Origin of the sequence: Actinoplanes sp. L3-i22 (assembly GCF_019704555.1) — a bacterium.
Classification (GTDB): Bacteria; Actinomycetota; Actinomycetes; order Mycobacteriales; family Micromonosporaceae; genus Actinoplanes.
Genome location: NZ_AP024745.1, coordinates 581842 through 601090 on the forward strand (window position 1 = coordinate 581842; position 19249 = coordinate 601090).

Here is a 19249-nt window from a genome sequence, read left to right on the forward strand (position 1 = left end):
CGCTGTCGACCCGATGTTGTGCAAGCGTTGGTCAAAGTCGGCGGACGAGCGTGGGGAGCTGTCACGTGGATCTTCTCGAGGAGTACCGCAGGGCCACTTTCTTCTTCGAGTCCGGCGACCCGCTCGGCGCGGCCCGGCTGCTCGAACCGATCGTCGAGGCGGAGCCGCACAACGCCGCGGTCCGTCAGCTGCTCGCCCGGGCCTACTTCAACTCGGCCCAGCTCAACGGGGCGGAGACGCAGCTCAGGGCACTGATCGAGCATGATCCGTCGGATCATTACGCGCATCACGTGCTGGGCCGCACCCTGGAGCGGGCCGGCCGGTTCCGGGAAGCGCTCCCGCACCTGCGGCTGGCCGCCGCGATGAAGCAGCAGGCTGATTACCAGGAAGCGCTGCGCCGGGTCGAGACCTGGCTCGGCAAGAACGCCGACGCATAGGGTCTGACCATGAAGCTGAAGCTCGACCTGCACGACATCTTCAACAAGGGCCAGGAGATCGACCGGGCCCTGCGGGGGATCATCGACGAGGCGATCCAGAAGAAGGCCGCCATGGTCGAGATCATCCCGGGGAAGGGCAGTGGCGCCTTGAAGAAGAAGGTGATCCGCTTCCTCGACCAGAAGGACATCAAGCAGCTCTACCACCGGATCGAGAAGGACGGCGACAACTGGGGCCGCCTCTTCGTCCACTTCCGCCACGAGGCCCCGGCCGGCCGCCGCGGCCGGGGTAGGTAGCTCGGCTAGAAGCTGTAGGTCTTCGCTACCGCGACCATCTCGCTGCTGTGGGAGCCGAGGATGCCGACGCCGGCCGGGCGGGCGTGGAAGCCGGGCATCTCGGTGACGTTGTCGCTGGCGTCCATCGCCCGGACCTTCACCGGCCCGGCGCCGTGGATCGTCAGCACCACCTGAACGCCCTCGGCCGGCGGCGCGTGGAAGATGAAGCCGGTGCCCCAGCCACCCCCGGCGGACTTGTCGGCCGGGATCTGGACGCCCGCGACCGTCAGGTTGGTGACCTGTGTCGCCGCGGCCACGTGCAGCGTGGTGAACCGGACCGTGCGCTGCGGCTTCAGCAGCAGGCTGACGACCCGGTCACCGTTCGCCGCGGTGGTCTCGGACTCCTTCGTGACCATCGGCGCCGGCAGCGTGGCGGCCTGGGCCGGGCCGACCCGCAGTTCCCCGGCGCCGAACGCGGGCAGGGTCTCGGCCACCGGCTTCGGGCCGCCCGCGACGTACTGCGACGTCCACTTCTGGGTGGTTGCCTCGGTGCTGAGCCACTCGGCGGTGCCGGTGTCGGCGTCCAGCGCGTACATCAACTGGGTGAGCACCGGGTGCTTCGCGTCGAACCGGTCCACCGCCAGGCCGGTCACCGTGCAGACGATCGCGAGGAGCGAGGCGACCAGGGTGGCGAGCATGCCCCGGCGGCGGGCCCGCAGCGCCGGCAGGCCCTGGACCGGCTCCGCGGACGGGTGGATCAGGTCGATCACCGGCAGCAGCGCGAGCAGGAGCAGCACGGTCAGGAACGCGCCGGCCGCGCCCATCGCCATGCCCAGCGCCGGGAACAGCATGAACACGGTGGGCAGCAGGATCACCGTGGCGATCGCGCCGCCGACGGCGATCGCGGCGGTGGCGGCCAGGTCCCGTACGAACAGGGCGGTGAGCGCGGCCAGCGCGCCGGCCAGCGCCGGGACGGTCGCCAGGTAGGCGCCGCCCGGGGTGAGCGCGGCCAGCACCACGCCGAGCCCGGCCAGCCAGGCCAGACCCGCGACGGCCAGCGCGGTCGCGCCGAGCTTGCGGCGCAGCAGGGCGAACCAGCAGAAGACCACGGCGGCGGCGATCGCGATCACCGCGATGCGATAGAGACCCGGACGGTACGGATCGATCGGCAGCGCGCCGTACTCCGGCCGGACGAGCTTCAGCACCGTCCAGAAGACCTGGGCCAGCACCGGCGCCACCACGATCGGGGCGAGGGTGAGCGCGCCCGCGACGGCCAGGCGCTTCCCGGTCAGCCGGCCGCGCCGCCGGGCCAGCCAGCCGAGCGCCGCCACCGCGACCACGGCCAGCACCGCCAGCGGCCAGACCAGCGCCCCGGGGTAGCGCACCAGCAGGCCGGGGACCGGGAAGTAGGTCGCGTCGCCGCCCGGGTGCAGCGCGGCCAGGTCGCGGTCGCCCAGCTCGCGGGCGACGGCCAGCGCGTTCGCCCCGTGGTGCTGCAGGCTGTCGTGATCCATCGCCGAGGGCAGGTCGGTGGGCGCGTGGTAGACCGCCGCGCCGTCGATGTACGCCGAGTTCAGCCCCTGGAAGCCGGCGTCCCGGAACGCGGTGAAGTCGGTGTCGTTGGGCAGCCGGCGGTAGATCTCCACCGCGAACGACGTGCCGACCGGGTCGGGGGCGTGCGCGTACGCCCCGACGAGCGCGGCGTTCCCGGTCGAGGTCTCGAACATGATCGCCGGGCCGGAGCTGCCGCGCGCCTCCAGGTTGAGCACCACGCCGCCGTCCCGCGCCAGGTCACTCTGCCGGACGAACGCCTCGGCGCCGCACAGGCAGGCCTCCTCGGCGTCGGTGAGCACCAGCACCACGTCGTTGCGCAGCTTGTCGCTCTGGGTCAGGGCGCGCGCGGTCTCCAGGATGGTGGCGACGCCGGCCGCGTCGTCGTTGCCGCCCGGGCCGGTCTGCGCCGAGTCGTAGTGCGCGACCAGGAACAGCCGCCCGGTGGAGGACCTGCCCGGGATCACCGCGATCACGTTGCGGACCCGGGCCAGGCCGGTGCCGCCGGCGCTGGCGGACAGCTCGCCGCCCTGCGCCGAGACGGTGTCCTGCACCTGCGGGCTCAGGCCCAGGCTGGTCAGGGCCTGGACCAGATAGTCCCGGACCCGGTCGTTGGCCGCGCTGCCGGCCGGATGCGGCACAGTGGCGATCGCCTGCACGGTCTGGAAGGCGCGCTCGGCGCTGAACTCGCCAGCCGGAGCCGAGACCGGGGCCGCGGACGGCGGCAGGATGGACCGGACCGCGGTGAGACCCGCGAGGGCGAGCACGGCGAGGACGGCCAGGGCGGCGAAGCCACGCCGAGCCGGCCGGACGAGAGCGGCGTCACGCATGGGTGACATCTAATCGTGGAGGTACGACATCCGGGTACCCGGTAGATCAATTGCAACGTGCAATAGCGTTGTGGGGGTGACTACCTCGCTCGACCCCGCCGCCGTCATCGCGGAATTCATCGACGCGGTGGCCCCCTATGATCCTCAGCCGGACGCCGCCCCGGTGGCGCTGCTCGGACTCCGCACCGCCCGGGGCGACGAGATGTTCACCCTGAGTGATCATGTGATCCGCGCGATGTGCCGTGCCCTGGCGTCCTATCGCGACCCGGAGGACCGGGGGGAGTGCGTCGGCTGTGGCGGTCGCCACCTCGACGAGAACCTGCACTGCAAGAACTGTGGGCGGCTGCACGGCATCCTTGGCCAGGTGATCGCTGATCATGCCCGCCGGGTGGCCGCGTCCGATGATGGCAACGCTCCCAGCGAGCCGGCGTGAGGCCAGGTCACGAGGTGGTGACCGGTGTTGTGCCGCCGCGTCCGGTGGTACACGATTTGCCGGTCACCTCTGCGTCGAGTGGGGATTCTCCGATGACGGATCGTTCGCTCGCCTCCAGTACGTACGCGCTGCACCAGCAGCACCTGGAGCGATTGCGGATCCTGCTGGTCGAGGACGACGAGGGCGACGCCTTCCTGGTTCGCGAGCTGCTCACTGAGGCGCAGGCGCCGTTCGACCTGACCGTCGCCAGCAGCCTGCGGGAGGCCCGCGAGCTGGTCGGCAACGCCGAGTGCGTGCTGCTCGACCTGGGCCTGCCGGACGCCGAGGGCATCGACGGCCTGCGCAAACTGCTGGCGGTCGCCGGCAGCGCCGCGGTCTGCGTGCTCACCGGCCGCTCCGACGAGCACCTGGGCGTCCAGGCGGTCGCCGAGGGTGCCCAGGACTACCTGGTCAAGGGCCAGGTCGACGGGGTCTGGCTGGTCCGCGCGCTGCGCTACGCGGTCGAGCGGAAGCGGGCCGACGAGGCCTCCCGCCGGCTGCGCGAGGTGGAGCTGCGGCAGGAGGAGTCGGCCCGGCTGGAGCGCGGCCTGCTGCCCAAGCCGCTGATGCAGACCACCGAGGTGCTGGTCGAGACGTTCTACCGGTCCGGGCGCGCGGCCGGCCTGCTCGGCGGGGACTTCTTCGACGTGGTGCAGATCGGCGACGACAAGCTGCACGTGATCGTCGGTGACGTCTGCGGGCACGGGGTGGACGAGGCGGCGCTCGGCGTCGAGCTCCGGGTCGCCTGGCGCGCGCTGGTCCTCGCCGGGGTGCCCGAGGAGCAGGTGCTCGCGTCGCTGGAGAAGCTGTTGATGACCGAGCGCCGGGCCCGCGAGGTGTTCGCCACGGTCGCCTCGGCCACCATCCACCTGACCGAGAACCGCGCGACGGTACGCCTGGCCGGCCACCCGCCGCCGGTCGTGCTCAGCGCGGGTCGCGCCACGCCGGTGCACGCGCGTACCGGGATCGTGCTCGGGGTACGTCCTACCCCTACACCCGCTACCGAGCTGGAGTTCACCGGCGATGACTGGTCTCTGCTGATGTACACCGACGGCCTGATCGAGGGGCACACCGGCGCCGGCAACGAGCGCCTGGACGTGGACGGGCTCTGCCAGCTGCTGGACGAGCCGGCCGCCCGGAAGGTTCCGCTGAACGAGCTGCCGGCCTGGCTGGTCGCCCGCGCCGACCAGGACAACGGTGGCCCGCTCACCGACGACGTGGCGATGCTGCTGATCTCCCGGGGTGGTGGGCGATGAGCCGCTTCCGGGTCCGGACGTGGTCGCTGCGCGCGCGGATCGCCGGGCTCTGCGCCGGTCTGGGCCTGATCCTCACCGGCCTGGGCGTGTTCGCGGCGTTCACCGCGGCCGCGCACAACAACCAGCTGGACGACGTGCTGAACCGGTCGAGCCCGATGCGGGCGGCCGGCGAGACGCTGAACACCGCGCTGGTCGACCAGGAGACCGGCATCCGGGGGTTCGCCATCACCGGGCGGGATGCCAGCCTGGATCCGTACCGTCAAGGTCTTGCCGAGCAGGATGCGCAGATCACCCGGATCGAGGGCTACCTGCACCCGGAGGACCGGGAGATCCGGGCCGCGCTGGACGACGTCAAGTCCCGGATCGACGCCTGGCACCGGGACGTCTCCGATCCGGTGATCGACCTGGTCCGGACGAAGGGCGTGGACGCCGGCCAGGCCAAGGTCGACGCCGGTGACACGCAGGACTTCGACCAGCTGCGCGCCGCGATCGGCACGATGCAGGCGCGCATCCAGGTGCTGCGGGCGACGACCGCGGACGCGGCCAAGGAATCCAGCCAGACCATGGTCACCATCGAGATCGCCGCCGCGGCGATCGTGGTGCTGGCCGGCATCTTCCTGCTGCTGCTGCTCGACCGGCTGATCAGCCGCCCGATCGTGGACCTGGCCGACCAGGTGCGCCGGGTGGCCGGCGGTGACTACGAGCGGCACATCGAGAGCAAGATGGGCTCGCCGGAACTGGTCGGCCTGGCCGCCGACGTCGACCGGATGCGCCAGCAGATCGCCTCCGAGCTGTCCGAGGTACGCGACGCGCGCCAGCAGGTCGAGTGGGTCAACCAGCAGCTGCAGAGCCAGGCCGAGGAGCTCACCCGGTCCAACCGGGACCTGGAGCAGTTCGCCTACGTCGCCTCGCACGACCTGCAGGAGCCGCTGCGCAAGGTGGCCAGCTTCTGCCAGCTGCTGCAGCGGCGCTACCAGGGCAAGATGGACGAGCGCGCGGACCAGTACATCGGCTTCGCGGTGGACGGCGCACAGCGCATGCAGCGGCTGATCAACGACCTGCTGGCGTTCTCCCGGATCGGCCGGCTCACCAACGGGTTCTCCGACGTCGACCTGAACAAGGTGCTGACCGAGGTGAAATCGCAGCTGGAGCCGCGGGCCGGCGACGACGCCGAGATCAGCTGGCCGCCGCTGCCCACTGTGGAGGGCGAGGAGCCGCTCATCACCACGCTCTTCGTGAACCTGGTGGGCAACGCGCTGAAGTTCCGCCGGCCGGACGTGCCACCCGAGGTGCGGATCACCGCCGAGCGGGACGGCCGGGAGTGGAAGTTCAACGTGCGCGACAACGGCATCGGGATCGAGGCCGAGTTCGCCGACAAGGTCTTCGTGATCTTCCAGCGGTTGCACGCGCGTGACGCGTACGAGGGGACCGGGATCGGACTGGCGATCGTCAAGAAGATCGTCGAATACCATGGCGGGCGGATCTGGCTGGACGTCGACGTTCCGGTGGGTGCGTCCATCTGGTTCACACTCCCCGCGGTGATCGGCGCCGACGAGCCCGACGAGCCGGCCACTGAGCCGGAGAGCCGAGAGGTGGTAGGCGCGTGAGTATTGCTCGCGAGAGTGGGACCCCGATTGAGGTCCTGTTGGTCGAGGACGACCCGGGTGACGTGCTGATGACGCAGGAGGCGTTCGAGGAGCACAAGGTCCGCAACACGCTGAACGTGGTGTCGGACGGCGCCGAAGCGCTGGCCTATCTGCGTCGCGAGGGGCAGTATGCCGACGCCGTACGGCCGGATCTGATTCTTCTTGATCTGAATCTGCCGCGGCGGGACGGCCGTGAGGTGCTCGAGGAGATCAAGAAGGACGACGAGCTGGGGCGGATCCCGGTGGTCGTGCTCACCACGTCCTCCGCGGACGAGGACATCCTGCGCAGCTACCAGCTGCACGCGAACGCGTACGTGACCAAGCCGGTCGACTTCGAGCGGTTCATCGCGGTGATCCGGCAGATCGACGAGTTCTTCGTCAGCGTCGTGAAGTTGCCACCGCGTGCTTGATCAAGTTTCCGGTCTCATCCGTGAGGTCGCACAGACGATCGTGCTGCCCCGCTTCCGGACGATGACCGCCGACGAGGTGCACCAGAAGTCGCCCGGCGACCTGGTCACCATCGCCGACCAGGAGTCCGAGCGCGCGCTGACCAGCGGTCTGACCGCGATCCTGCCGGGTTCCGTGGTGGTCGGCGAGGAGGCGGTCGCGGCCGACCCCGCGGTCCGCGACCGGATCGGCGCGGGCGGTGCGGTGTGGATCGTCGACCCGGTCGACGGCACCAACAACTTCGCCGCCGGGAAGACGCCGTTCTGCGTGATGGTCGCGCTGGTCCAGGACGGTGAGACGACGGCCGGCTGGATCCTCGACGTGGTCGAGGACCGGCTCACGGTCGCCGAGCGGGGCGCCGGCGCGTTCCGCGACGGGGTGCGGCTCAAGGCCCGCGACGACGCTCCGGCGGCGGCCGACCTGCACGGGGTGATCTCCCGGAAGTACCTGCCGGAGCACCTGCGGGACCAGGTCGACGCGCACGGCGGCGCGCTGGGCGGATACACCACCGGGCGGCACTGCGCGGGCTATGAATACCCGGCGATCGCCACCGACGTGCAGCAGTTCGGCCTGTTCTGGCGGATCCAGCCGTGGGACCATGCGCCCGGCTCGCTGATCGTGCGGGAGTCCGGCGGCGTCGCGCGGCACCTGGACGGCCTCGAATACCAGCCGGTGAACCGGCAGCGCGGGCTGCTGATCGCGGCGAACGAGGAGATCTGGCAGACGGTACAAAACGTCCTTTTCCCGGACGGGCCGCCGATCATCGAAGACTGATTCGGGTACGCCGTGTCGGATCTCACAGTGCGATCCGAAGCGGTCACCCGGGGATCTACCGTGCGGGGATGACCTCGTACCTCGATGAGCTCTTCGGGTTGAGCGGGCGGACCGCGGTGGTGACCGGCGGCAGCTCCGGAATCGGCCGGGAGATCGCCCTCGCCCTCGGGCGGGCCGGCGCCCGCGTCGTGCTGCTGGCGCGGCGGCCGGAACCGCTCGCCGAAGTGGTCGCCGAGCTGGCGAAACTCGGCGCCGAAGGCGGCGCGATCGCCGCCGATCTCGCCGGCCGCGAGGCCGTCAAGGCCGCGATTTCCAAGATCATTGAGGGGTACGGCGTTCCGGACGTGCTGGTGAACTCGGCCGGCGTCAACCTGCGACCGCCGCTCGGCGAGCTCACCGAGGACGTCTGGGACCTCACCCTGGCCGCCAACCTGACCGCGCCGTTCCTGCTCGGGCAGGCGTTCGGGCCGACCATGGCGGAACGCGGCTGGGGGCGGATCATCAACATCGTCTCGCAGCAGGCGTTCCGTGCCTACGGCAACAGCGGCGCCTACGGAGCGGCCAAGGCCGGCCTGGTCGGGCTCACCCGCTCGCAGGCCGAGGCCTGGTCGCGGCACGGCGTCATGGTCAACGCGATCGCGCCCGGAGTGGTGCACACGCCGCTGACCGAAGCGGTCTTCGCCGATCCCACGAAAGTGTCCGCGCACGCCGCACGGACGATGATCGGCCGGAACGGATTGCCCAGTGATTTCGCCGGATGTGCCGTTTTCCTGGCGAGTGCGGCGAGTCAAGCGGTGACCGGGCAGACACTCTTCGTCGATGGTGGATATTCGGCCACCTGATCGATCTCCCTCTCTCCAGGTCCGGCACGGTAAAGTACCGGCGCTCCCGACTTGGAGGTTTCCGTGGCGGTCATCCCCCCGCTTGGTTTCCGCGCCGTGTCTTCTGGCCGGTCCGCCGGCGGCCGCGGTGTGCTGGTCCTCTTGCTGACGACCGTGGTCGCGGCCGTCCTCGCCGTGTCCGGAACAGCGGCCTGGGCCGCCGACCCGGAAGGCGGCACCAAGAAGCTGCGCGCCAACCTGGAAGCCGCCGCCAAGGGCTACGACCAGGCGAAGACGAAGCTGGCCGCGTCCAAGAAACGACAGGTCCAGCTCGCCGCCACGATGAAGGCGGCGCAGGGCCGGGCCGACAAGCTCACCACCCGGGTCGCCGCGGTCGCCAACCGGTCGTACCAGATGGGCCGGATGAGCACCGTCATGCTGCTGCTGAACAGCAACTCGGCGGACAGCTTCGTCGAACGGGTCCAGGGGCTCGACATGCTCGCCCAGGTGGACGGCAGCACGCTCGCGTCGTACAAGGACGACATCGCCACCACCAAGAAGGCACAGAGCGCACTCGCCGCCGAGATCATCGAGCAGAAGCGCCAGGTCTCGGTGATGGACCAGAAGAAGAAGCAGGCCGAGACCGCGCTCGGCGAAGTGGGCGGGGGATCGGCCGGCGGCTTCGTCGACCCGTCCTCGCCGGCCGCCGACCCGGCGCCGCGCAACTCGGACGGCTCGTGGCCGAAGGAGTCCTGCACCGTCGACGACCCGACGTCGACCGGGTGCATCACGCCGCGGATGCTGCACGCCTACCAGCAGGCCCGGGCGGACGGGTTCACCCACTACACCGTGTGCTGGAGCCAGCGGTCGTCCGGTGAACACCCGAAGGGGCGGGCCTGCGACTTCTCGTCGAACGCCACCACCTACAAGAACGCGGCGGCGACCGGCGCGGACAAGGCTTACGGTGACCGGCTCGCGGCGTACTTCGTGAAGAACGCGGACAAGCTCGGCGTGATGTATGTGATCTGGTACCGCCAGATCTGGACGCCGAGCACCGGCTGGCGCGCGTACAGCGCCAGCGGCGGCCCGTCCGTGGTGCACACCAACCACGTCCACCTCTCCATGCTCTGATCCGCTTCATGCTCTGACTGCTCCACCCAGCGCCCGTCCCGTTCCCGGGGCGGGCGCTTCCGCACACGCCGCTCCCACACGCCGCCCGCCTGCCCGTGCCGCACCCGCCCTGCCTGCGGCTTGCCCTGCCTGCGCTTGCCCTGCCTGCGCCGCGCTCGCCCTATTGCAGCGCGCCCGCTCGCGCCGCCCGCCCTGCCCGCGCCGCGCCCGCTCGCGCCGCCCGCCCTGCCCGCGCCGCGCTCGCTCGCCCTGCCCGCACTGCCCGTGCCGCCCGCGCTGGCTTGTGCCCGCGCCCGCTTGTGTCGCCCGCGCGGCTTGTGTCGCCCGCGCTGCGTGGGTGGCGCGGGGCGGGCTTTCGGGTGTGGCGGGTGGGCGGCGCGTGGCGGGTGGGGTGGGAGCGGCTGAGGACGGATAGCATCCCGGCGATGGAGAACGCGCCGCCCCGCGCCCTGCCGACGGCCCTGGCCAATGCCCTGGCCTTCGGCTCCAGCGGTGCCGTCCTGGTCCTGGAGATCGTCGCCCTGCGCCTGGTCGGCCCCTACGTCGGCGTCACCCTGCAGGTCAGCAGCTCGGTGATCGGCATCTCGCTGGCCGCCATCGCCTACGGCGCGTGGCTCGGCGGCCGTCTCGCCGACAAGTTCGACCCGCGAATGCTGCTCGCCCCCGCCCTGATCCTCGGCGCGATCGGCACCGCCGTGACCCTGCCCCTGGTCCGCTGGGGCGGCGAACTGCTCCGCGGCGGCGCCGCCCCAGCCGTACTCATGCTCGCCGCCATGGCCGTCTTCCTCCCCGCCTTCGTCCTCGCCACGATCCCTCCGATGGTCGTCAAACTGCAGCTCAGCAGCCTGCGTGAGGCCGGCACCGTGGTCGGCCGGCTGTCCAGCATCGGCACCCTCGGCGCGATCACCGCGACGCTGGGCACCGGGTTCGTCTTCGTCGCCGCGATGCCGAGCAGCGCGATCATCCTGAGCCTGGCCGTCCTGCTCGCGCTGGGTGGTCTGGTGCTCGGCTGGTGGCTGCGCCGCGACGAGAACCACCCCGAGCTGCCCGGCTCACCCCGCTTCCGCTCCGTGCTCGCCACGATCGGCCTGCTCGGCGCCGGGCTGGGCGCGATCTCGCCGAACCCCTGCGACGTGGAGACCGCCTACCACTGCGCCCGGGTGGTGACCGATCCGAACAATCCCGGCGGTCGCACCCTGCTGCTCAATTCGGCCTCGCACTCGTACGTCGATCTGAACAACCCCCTCCATCTCGAGTTCGAATACATCCAGTGGATCGCCGCGGTCGCCGACGTGTTCCGCCCGGCCGGCGCCCCGATCGACGCCCTGCACGTGGGTGGCGGCGGGTTCACCGTCCCCGGCTACCTCCGCGCCACCCGGCCGGGCAGCGACCAGTTGGTGCTCGAGCTCGACGGCGGCCTGGTCGACCTCGACCGGCGCAAGCTCGGCCTGGTCACCGGCCCCGACCTGCGCGTCCGGATCGGTGACGCCCGGGTCGGCGTGGCCGAGCGCCCGTCCGGGAGCTACGACCTGGTCGTCGGGGACGCCTTCGGCCACCAGGTGGTGCCCTGGCACCTGGCCACCCGGGAGATGGCCACGGACATCTCCCGCACCCTGCGCGCCGACGGCGTCTACGCCCAGAACGTGATCGACTACCCGCCGGACCGCCTCATCCGAGCCGAACTGGCCACCGTCGCGGCGGCTTTCCCGAACGTCGCCCTGATCGCCCCGGCGGACGCCCTGGCCGGCGAGGTCGGCTCCAACTTCGTGATCGTCGCCTCCCGCAGCCCGTTACCGCTGACCGCCCTGAACACCCGGCTCGCCCGGATCGAGAAGCCGGTCAAGCTCTTGGCCGGTGCCGACCTGACCACCTACATCGGCGACGCCAGGGTCTTGACCGACGACTACGCCCCGGTCGACCAGCTCCTCCCGGGCTGACCCCCGCCCCGGCCGCGAGCCACCCAGCCGGCGATTTCGCAGGCCGCTTGGGCTGAGCCCCCGCGAGCGGCCCAGCTCCTCCCGGGCTGACCCCCGCCCCGGCCGCGAGCCGCCCAGCCGGCGAATTCGCAGGCTGCCTGGGCTAAGCCCCCGCAAGTCGCCCGACCGGCGCGTCCGCATGCCGTCCGGAACAGGGGGCGGCGGACCGTTCCGGCGGCGAATCCGCACGGGTTTCGGTGTGCGGCTCCGGAGGATGAGCCGCGCGGGCGAGAATCGGCGCATGGGGCGTACGGAGCGAAACGGTCACGAAGGATCGCTTCGCCTCGCCGGGCGCTATCGCCTCGTCGAGAAGCTCGGCACCGGCGGCATGTCGGTCGTCTGGCGGGGTTTCGACGAGACCCTGGGCCGCGAGGTCGCGGTGAAGGTGCTCGCCCCGCAGCTGGCCACCGATCGGACGTTCCGTGACCGCCTGCGCCAGGAGGCGCTGGCCGCGGCTCGGCTCTGCCACCCGCACATCACCGGCATCTACGACTTCGGCGAAGCGCTGCTCTCGGAGCACCTGACCGTCCCTTACGTGGTGATGGAGCTGAACGACGGCGAGTCGGTCGGCGCCCGGATCGGCCGGCAGGGCTCGCTGGACTGGCGGGAGGCGGTGATGGTCTGCGCCGAGGTCGCCTCGGCGCTGGCCACCGCGCACGCCCGTGGCGTGGTGCACCGGGACGTGACTCCGGCCAACGTGATGCTCACCGGGTCCGGCGCGAAGGTGGTGGACTTCGGCATCTCGGCGGTGGTCGGCCAGCGGGACGCCGGCCCGGACGGCAGCCTGCTCGGCACGCCCGCCTACCTCGCGCCGGAACGTCTCGGCGGCGCGCCGGTCTCGCCGGCCACCGATGTCTACGCCCTCGGGCTGCTCCTCTACCGCGCGCTCACCGGCCGGATGCCCTGGCCGGCCGAGAACACCACGCAAGCGCTCCGCGCCCACCTTTACGCCGACCCCGAACCGGTCCCGGAACTCCCCGGGATGCCGGTCGCGGTGGCCGATCTGTGCCTGCGCTGCCTCGCCAAGGACCCGGTGGACCGGCCGCCCTCGGTCGAGCTGGCCCGCGCCCTGGCCGCGACCGTCGGGGTACGCCCGATCATCCCGCCGCTGCGCCCGGGGGAGCGGCCGCTGGCCATCGCCGCCCGGGCGACGGTGCCCGCTCCGGCCGGCTCGGACGGCCGTCGCCGCTCCGGGTGGATTCCCGGCCCGCCACGCATCCAGGTGCGCCAGCTGCGCCTGCGGACCGCGCTCAAGATCGGCGCTGTGCTGCGGATGGGCCGGGTACGGCCGCTGGGCGGCGGGCTGTTCATCGGTGCCCGGCTGCGGCGGTCCGGATCGGCCGTCGCGGGGATGCGGCGCGGACGCCCGGCCCCGGGCCGGAACCCGCTGTCGGTGGCCGCCGCGTTGATCACGGTGGTGCTGCTCGCCGGCAGCGCACTGAGCTGGTCGGCCCGGCGCGAGGCCGCGGAGGCCGACCAGTCCAGCGCCGCCGCCGCCGGAGCCGCCCCGGAGGGCGCCGCCGTGCAGCGGGTGCGCTGTTCGGTCCGATACCAGGTACAGCGGGACTCGGGCGGTTCCTTTGAAGCGCGGATGACGGTGCTCACGACGGGCGGCCCGGGCGACTGGCGGGTGGACTTCACCTTCCCCGGCACGCAGCAGCTGGCCGGCTCGCCCACCTCGGTCGCCCAGCGCGGCCGGCACGTCATGGTGCACGGCCAGGGCCAGAGCCGGGTGGTCACGCTGCGCGGCGGTTACCGGGACCGCAATCCGCTGCCGCTCACCTTCGCCATGAACGGTCACCCGTGCCGGGCCGAGGTGCTGGGCAGCGTCGGCGAGCCCACGCCGGTCAAGGACGACTCGGTGAGCGCCGCCTCGGCGAAGGACCGGTCGGAGGAGACGATCCGCAAGCGCAAACGCCAGCCGGCGCGCCCGGGCGGCACCGTGCGCAAGCGGCCCACGCCGCAGACGGCGACGCGTTCCCCGGCCCCGGCCCCGGCGCACAAGCGGACCGGTGGCTTCTCGCTGGCCCTCTGAGGTTTCCGCCCGGACGGCGTGGATAGGGTCGAGGTCATGACAAGACTGGCAGTGGTCACCGGCGGCGGAACCGGAATCGGCCGGGCGACCGCCGGCATGCTCGCGGGCGAGGGCTACGACGTGATCATCGTCGGACGCCGGCCCGAGGTGCTCGCCGACGCGGTGAAATGGATCGGCCCGCAGGCCTCCGCCGTGACCGCGGACGCCGGCGACCCGGCGCAGGTGCCGGACGTTGTCGCGGCGGTGGCCGGCCGCGCGGTGGATGTCCTGGTCAACAATGCCGGCGCGTTCGTCGGCGGCGACGAGGGCACGCTCGACGCGGTGGCCGCGCGCTGGCGGGCGAACCTGGACTCCAACGTGCTCACCGCGGTGCTGATGACCACCGCGCTGCTGCCACACCTGCGCCGGCCGGGCGGAAAGATCATCCTGACCAGCTCGATCGCGGCGCAGCGCGGTGGGGGCGGGCCCTACTCCGCGGCCAAGGCGGCGCTGCACGGATATGTCCTGGACCTGGCGACCAACCTCGGTGCGGAGGGGATCACGGCCAACGTGATCTCGCCCGGTTACATCACCGACAGCGAGTTCTTCGACGGCCGGATGACGCCCGAGGGGCACGCCAAACGGGTGGCGTCCGCGCTGGTCAAGCGGGCCGGCGAGCCGTCGGAGGTGGCCGAGGCGGTGCGCTGGCTGGTCGGGCCGGGCGGTGGGTTCGTCACGGGACAGATCATCAACGTCAACGGCGGGACCGTGCTGGGCCGCTGAGCCCGGGCCCCGGCCGGGCACGAGCGGGACCGGGCTCAACGTCGTACGGCGAAAGCAGGAATTTGAATCTCCGGCGGGCGGCGGGACCGACCGCCGGAGCGGATGTCCACCGGTCATTGACTGCCTCCGGTGAAACGGCCCTCGTCCGCCCGGTTCGGCCGGAAGCGCAGCCCGGACCAGCGTTCGTCGATCGCCACCTGGCCGCACGGGCGCATGTCGAAATCGGCCACGATCGGCCACAGTGTGTCCCGGTTGATGTCGGCCTGGTTGCCCTTCGGATAGGCGATCCAGAAGGCGCTCGGCTTGTCCAGGTCGTTCTGATGTTCGGTGAGCTCGGCACGCACGCTCGCGGCGTCCTCGGCGAAGAGCACGGCGGTGCCCGCGGTGGCCAGCGTCCCGGTCTCCCGCACGCCCTCCGGCATCGGGGTGAGCAGCGGCAGGCGGGACGGCTGGTTGAGCCAGACGGTGGAGTTCGGCTTGATCAGCAGCTTCTCGGCGATGGTTTTGCTCATGTCCTGAGACTTCCATTCAGGAGTGGGTCCGGGTCGGATTTGCGCTTGAAGCGAGGGCCGGCTGCCCGGCAACCCGCCTGGGCGGCCGGGGTGGTGGTCGTGCTCCGGCGTCGCCGTCGCCCGGCCGGAGCCGGCTCGATCGGTTGGCGGTGGCCTGTCGCATGGCGTCCTCCTGCCGCTCGCGAACGGATGCCCACGAGCTTGGCCCGGCGCCGCCGACTCCGCTCCATTTTCTTTTCGACCTGTGGATAACCGCGGGCTGTGGATAACTCCGGTTCTGTCGGTGCGGGCTGATAGACATGCCGGGTGACCGAGACGACGCGGATGACGGCTGATGCGGCCGAGCGGGCGAGTGTGCGGGAGCGCGCCGAGGAGGTGCTGCGCCGGCTCGCCGGAGAGCACGCGAGACTGCGTGAGGATCAGTGGCGCGCCATCGAGGCGCTCACCATCGACCGTCGCCGGGTGCTCTGCGTGCAGCGCACCGGGTGGGGCAAGTCGGCGGTCTACTTCGTGGCCACCGCACTGCTGCGGGCCGGCGGGACGACCGGGCCGACGGTGATCGTGTCCCCTCTGCTCGCCCTGATGCGCAACCAGGTGGACGCCGCGGCCCGGGCCGGCATCCGCGCCCGCACCATCAACTCGGCGAACCTGGAGGAGTGGTCCGAGATCGAGCGGGAGATCCGGGCCGGCACGGTGGACGTGCTGCTGATCAGCCCGGAGCGGCTGAACAATCCGGACTTCCGGGATAACGTGCTGCCCGGTCTCGCGCACAGCACCGGCCTGCTCGTGGTCGACGAGGCGCACTGCGTCTCCGACTGGGGGCACGACTTCCGGCCGGACTACCGGCGGTTGCGGACGTTCCTGGAGGGCCTGCCCGGCCGCACGCCGGTGCTCGCCACCACCGCGACCGCCAACTCCCGCGTCACCGCCGACGTCGCCGACCAGCTCGGTGACGCCCTGGTGCTGCGTGGGCCGCTGGGCCGTGACTCGTTGCGCCTGGCGGCGTTGCGACTGCCCGACGCGTCACATCGGCTGGCCTGGCTCGTCGACCATCTCGACCAGCTGCCCGGCTCGGGCATCATCTACACGCTGACCGTGGCCGGGGCCACCGAGACCGCCGACTTCCTGCGCTCACGCGGGTTCCCCGTGGCGTCCTATACCGGCCAGCTGGACGATGCCGAGCGCCGCGCCGCCGAGCAGGACCTGCTGGACAACAAGATCAAGGCGCTGATCGCGACGTCCGCGCTCGGTATGGGTTATGACAAGCCGGATCTGGGGTTCGTCGTGCACCTGGGCGCGCCGAATTCGCCGATCGCCTACTACCAGCAGGTCGGCCGGGCCGGCCGGGCCGTCGAGCACGCCGAGGTGGTGCTGCTCCCCGGCCCGGAAGACGCCGCGATCTGGCGATACTTCGCCTCCCTGGCCTTCCCGCCCGAGGATCAGGTGCGGGCGGTGCTGGCGCAGCTCTCCGCCGACCGGGCGATGTCCACCCAGGCCCTGGAGCCGCTGGTCGACATGCGGCGCACCCGGCTGGAGCTGATGCTCAAGGTGCTCGACGTGGACGGCGCGGTGCGGCGCACCCGTGGCGGCTGGCTCGCCACCGGCCGACAGTGGGACTACGACACCGCCCGATTGCAGCGCGTCGCCGAGGCCCGGGACGCCGAACAAAAAACCATGATTGAGTACGCGGTGACCTCCGCCTGCCGGATGGAGTTCCTCCGCCGCTGCCTGGACGATCCGGAGGCGACGCCGTGCGGGCGGTGTGACAACTGCGCGGGGCCGCTCTTCGACGCCGAGGTGTCGTCGAGCTCGCTGGCGGCCGCGGAGGCGTTCCTCGGGCGCCCCGGCGTGGAGATCGCGCCGAAGAAGATGTGGCCCACCGGTCTGGCCGCGATCGGCATCTCGCTGAAGGGCAAGATCGGGCCGAGCGAGCAGATCAAGCAGGGCCGGTCCGTGGGACGCCTGTCCGACCTGGGCTGGGGCACGCGGCTGCGTGGCGTGGTCGGGCCGGAGTCGCCGGACGCGCCGATCCCGGCCGAGCTGGCCGCGGCGGTGGTCGAGGTGCTCAAGGCCTGGGCGCGCGGGGAGGACGCCTGGGAGCAGCGCCCGGTCGGGGTCGTGGCGGTCGGCTCGCACCGTCATCCACAGCTTGTCCACAGCCTCGCCGAGCACATCTCGACGGTGGGGCGGTTGCCGCTGCTCGGGGCGTTGAACGCGGTGCGGTCGGGGGCGGAGAGTTATCGCGGGAACAGTGCTCAGCGGGTTCGGGCGCTGCATGACGCCTTCATCGTTCCGCCGGAGGTCGCCGCGGGGATCCAGGCGCAGCCCGGCCCGATCCTGCTCGTCGACGACCTGGTCGACTCCGGTTGGACGATGGCGTTGGCTGGGCGCGCGGTGCGTAAGGCCGGTGCCGAGTCGATTCTGCCGTTGGCGCTCGCCGTGGCCGGCTGAGCCCCACGGGCGGGGCCGGCCGGCGCGGTCCCCGCGCAGCCGAGCCTGCCAGCAGGTCGGCGGGCCCGGCTCGCTGCGGTTCCCACAGCCCGGTCTGCCGCCGACCCGGCGAGTTCCGGCGGCCCGGGGTCGGCCGGGTTGGGCTTGCTCGGCGAGGCGGGTGGGCGGTGGTCAGGCGAGGCCGAGGATGGCGTTGCGGGTGGGGCGGTGGTCGATCTCCATGAAGCGGCCCGGGCCGGCGAGCGGGGTGAAGCCCGAGCGGCGGTAGACCTCGTGGGCGTCGCGGGTGGCCAGCAGCAGGCGGAGGATTCCGCGGCCGGTCATGTCCTCGACGATGCTGTCGACCAGCCAGCCGCCCAGGCCGTGGCCGCGGTGCCGCTCGTCGATGAAGACGTCGCAGATCCAGGCGAAGGTGGCGCCGTCGGTGACCACGCGGGCGAAGCCGACCTGCTCGTCGCCGTGCCGGATCGAGTAGGGCAGCGAGCCTTCGATCGAGCGGTTGACCAGTTCCAGCGAGCGGCCGGCGGCCCAGTAGGACTCCTCGGACAGCCAGCGGTGCACACGGTCGATGTCGACCCGGCTCACGTCGTCGGTCAGGACGTAGCCGTCCCGTTCGCGGTCTCCCACAATCGCTCCTTCAGCGTTTCCGAAATTCGCCGCATCCTGCCATGGATCGTGGGCGGGTCCGCCAACGCTTTCCCACTGGACGGGGAAGCGCGGGCGAACGGCCCGGTGGCCTGTCGGCGGCGCTGGGAGGTGGTGGGCGCCGGGCGGGCCAAGCCCGGCGATGCGGGCGGCGTGCGAAAGGGGCAGACCAGGCCGGCGATGCCGGGGAAGCGTGCGAAAGGGGCAGGCCAGGCCGGCGGTGTCGGGAAGCGTGCGAATGGGGCGGGTCAGGGGGCCGGGGCGAGACCCGGGAGTGCGGATGCCAGGCGGGCGAGCCAGGGTGCGGGCCCGCCGGGCAGGTCGCCGTTGACGGACCAGGTGTCCAGGGCGGCCGAGGAGAGCGAACGCACCCCACCGCTCATCGCATACTCATGAAGGCGGGGCGAGAGGCCGATGCCGGGAAGCTCCGCGAGGAGAACCGCGTCATACAGATCCTTGGCGTCGGAGTACTGACGGCCGGCCTGGTCGGCGGCCAGCCAGTGCAGCTTCCAGGCCAGGGACAACTCCCGGCTCGCGGTGAGCAGACCGACCGGCGCGCGCCCGCCGGCCCGCGGGACGACGGTCAGCACCGGCGGCTCCGGCACCGGCTCGTCGAACGCGACGTCCACGTCGACCTGCCCTTTCTCGCCGTCGGGTGTCGTCCAGGGGAACCAGATCCGGGTCCGGGTGCCGCTGGTCGCGCCGAGAGCGCCGTACTCCCCGTCGTCGTCATACTCCGTGGACTCGAGCTCGTCGACGGCCTTGAGATCGAATTCCACCCCTTCCGGAGTACGCGGACTGGCCGCCACCAGCTCCCGCAGGAAGTCGGCGGTGTAGCCGGTCTCGGTCAGATCCTCCTCGGTGATCCAGTGCAGGCCCTCGGGCGGCAGCCGGGGACGGCGGCCACCGGTGTCGAACTCCTCGAACGTCCACATCTCGTTCCGTGCACCACCGTGCACCGCCTCCGGCCAGTGCTGGGCCGGGTCGATCCGGTTGACGAACGGCCACGGCGCGAGATCGTCGACCGGGAACACCCCGTCGGAGAGCACCACCCAGTCCAGGTCGGCGGGCACCCGGGCGCGCGAACCGACCCAGGCCGGCATCAGCATGCTGCCGCGCAGCATCAGCACGTCCGCCCAGGACGACTCGGCGATCAGCCCCAGCACGTGGTCGAGCGCGGATCGGTGCGCCGCGTCCCGCGGATCCATCCTCACGAGGTCAGACGCTAAC

Annotated in this window: 17 protein-coding genes; 13 read left to right on the plus strand and 4 right to left on the minus strand. The window is 71.9% G+C overall.

Features of this window, described 5'->3' with window-relative positions; all coding sequences use genetic code 11:
• Window positions 1-65 precede the first annotated feature (65 nt).
• Together L3i22_RS02685 and L3i22_RS02690 are read left to right on the plus strand one after the other, a co-directional pair.
• Window positions 66-437 (plus strand): M48 family metallopeptidase, encoded by a 372-nt coding sequence (locus L3i22_RS02685; protein WP_221325427.1) that lies wholly within the window; start codon window positions 66-68, stop codon window positions 435-437.
• A gap of 9 nt (window positions 438-446) precedes the next feature.
• A complete protein-coding gene (locus L3i22_RS02690; RefSeq protein ID WP_221325428.1) occupies window positions 447-731 on the plus strand; it encodes a Smr/MutS family protein in 285 nt (94 codons plus the stop codon).
• 5 nt (window positions 732-736) lie between these two features.
• On the opposite strand, the gene L3i22_RS02695 is transcribed toward L3i22_RS02690, so the two are convergent.
• Window positions 737-3091 carry a M28 family peptidase gene (locus tag L3i22_RS02695; RefSeq protein WP_221325429.1) on the minus strand — a complete coding sequence of 785 codons (2355 nt, stop codon included), beginning with the start codon at window positions 3089-3091 and terminating at the stop codon, window positions 737-739.
• A gap of 76 nt (window positions 3092-3167) precedes the next feature.
• Here L3i22_RS02695 and L3i22_RS02700 point away from each other — a divergent pair, with 76 nt between their 5' ends.
• The 10 genes from L3i22_RS02700 to L3i22_RS02745 all read left to right on the plus strand — a co-directional run bounded on the left by L3i22_RS02700 (window position 3168) and on the right by L3i22_RS02745 (window position 14411).
• Window positions 3168-3524, plus strand: a complete 357-nt coding sequence (locus L3i22_RS02700; protein ID WP_221325430.1) for a hypothetical protein — start codon at window positions 3168-3170, stop codon at window positions 3522-3524.
• 92 nt (window positions 3525-3616) lie between these two features.
• On the plus strand, window positions 3617-4819 hold the full coding sequence (locus L3i22_RS02705) for a PP2C family protein-serine/threonine phosphatase (RefSeq protein ID WP_221325431.1): 1203 nt from the start codon (window positions 3617-3619) through the stop codon (window positions 4817-4819).
• Window positions 4816-6426: a CHASE3 domain-containing protein gene (locus tag L3i22_RS02710; protein ID WP_221325432.1), complete on the plus strand. Its 1611-nt coding sequence runs from the start codon at window positions 4816-4818 to the stop codon at window positions 6424-6426. The genes L3i22_RS02705 and L3i22_RS02710 overlap by 4 nt, the downstream gene beginning before the upstream one ends.
• Complete coding sequence (locus tag L3i22_RS02715) at window positions 6423-6875, plus strand: response regulator (protein WP_221325433.1); 453 nt, start codon at window positions 6423-6425, stop codon at window positions 6873-6875. The genes L3i22_RS02710 and L3i22_RS02715 overlap by 4 nt, the downstream gene beginning before the upstream one ends.
• On the plus strand, window positions 6868-7686 hold the full coding sequence (locus L3i22_RS02720) for an inositol monophosphatase family protein (RefSeq protein ID WP_221325434.1): 819 nt from the start codon (window positions 6868-6870) through the stop codon (window positions 7684-7686). The genes L3i22_RS02715 and L3i22_RS02720 overlap by 8 nt, the downstream gene beginning before the upstream one ends.
• Window positions 7687-7754: 68 nt before the next feature.
• Entirely contained in the window at window positions 7755-8528 is a 774-nt protein-coding gene (locus tag L3i22_RS02725; RefSeq protein WP_221325435.1) for an SDR family NAD(P)-dependent oxidoreductase, read from the plus strand.
• Between the two features lie 141 nt (window positions 8529-8669).
• Complete coding sequence (locus tag L3i22_RS02730) at window positions 8670-9638, plus strand: hypothetical protein (RefSeq protein WP_255657903.1); 969 nt, start codon at window positions 8670-8672, stop codon at window positions 9636-9638.
• 425 nt (window positions 9639-10063) lie between these two features.
• A complete protein-coding gene (locus L3i22_RS02735) occupies window positions 10064-11575 on the plus strand; it encodes a fused MFS/spermidine synthase (protein WP_221325436.1) in 1512 nt (503 codons plus the stop codon).
• 280 nt (window positions 11576-11855) lie between these two features.
• Window positions 11856-13649, plus strand: a complete 1794-nt coding sequence (locus tag L3i22_RS02740) for a serine/threonine-protein kinase (RefSeq protein ID WP_221325437.1) — start codon at window positions 11856-11858, stop codon at window positions 13647-13649.
• Window positions 13650-13685: 36 nt separating this feature from the next.
• Entirely contained in the window at window positions 13686-14411 is a 726-nt protein-coding gene (locus L3i22_RS02745) for an SDR family NAD(P)-dependent oxidoreductase (protein ID WP_221325438.1), read from the plus strand.
• A 113-nt stretch (window positions 14412-14524) separates the two neighbouring features.
• Here L3i22_RS02745 and L3i22_RS02750 read toward each other — a convergent pair whose 3' ends face one another.
• Window positions 14525-14923, minus strand: coding sequence for a hypothetical protein (locus tag L3i22_RS02750; RefSeq protein ID WP_221325439.1), 399 nt, complete (start codon window positions 14921-14923; stop codon window positions 14525-14527).
• Between the two features lie 324 nt (window positions 14924-15247).
• On the opposite strand from L3i22_RS02750, the gene L3i22_RS02755 reads away from it, so the two are divergent.
• The gene (locus L3i22_RS02755) at window positions 15248-17374 is read left to right on the plus strand and encodes a RecQ family ATP-dependent DNA helicase (RefSeq protein WP_221329756.1); all 2127 of its coding nucleotides are present in this window, start codon (window positions 15248-15250) and stop codon (window positions 17372-17374) included.
• Window positions 17375-17545: 171 nt separating this feature from the next.
• Here the strand turns inward: L3i22_RS02755 and L3i22_RS02760 are convergent, their stop codons facing one another.
• Window positions 17546-18001, minus strand: coding sequence for a GNAT family N-acetyltransferase (locus L3i22_RS02760; RefSeq protein ID WP_221325440.1), 456 nt, complete (start codon window positions 17999-18001; stop codon window positions 17546-17548).
• 266 nt (window positions 18002-18267) lie between these two features.
• Complete coding sequence (locus L3i22_RS02765) at window positions 18268-19227, minus strand: nucleotidyl transferase AbiEii/AbiGii toxin family protein (protein WP_255658643.1); 960 nt, start codon at window positions 19225-19227, stop codon at window positions 18268-18270.
• Window positions 19228-19249: the final 22 nt, after the last annotated feature.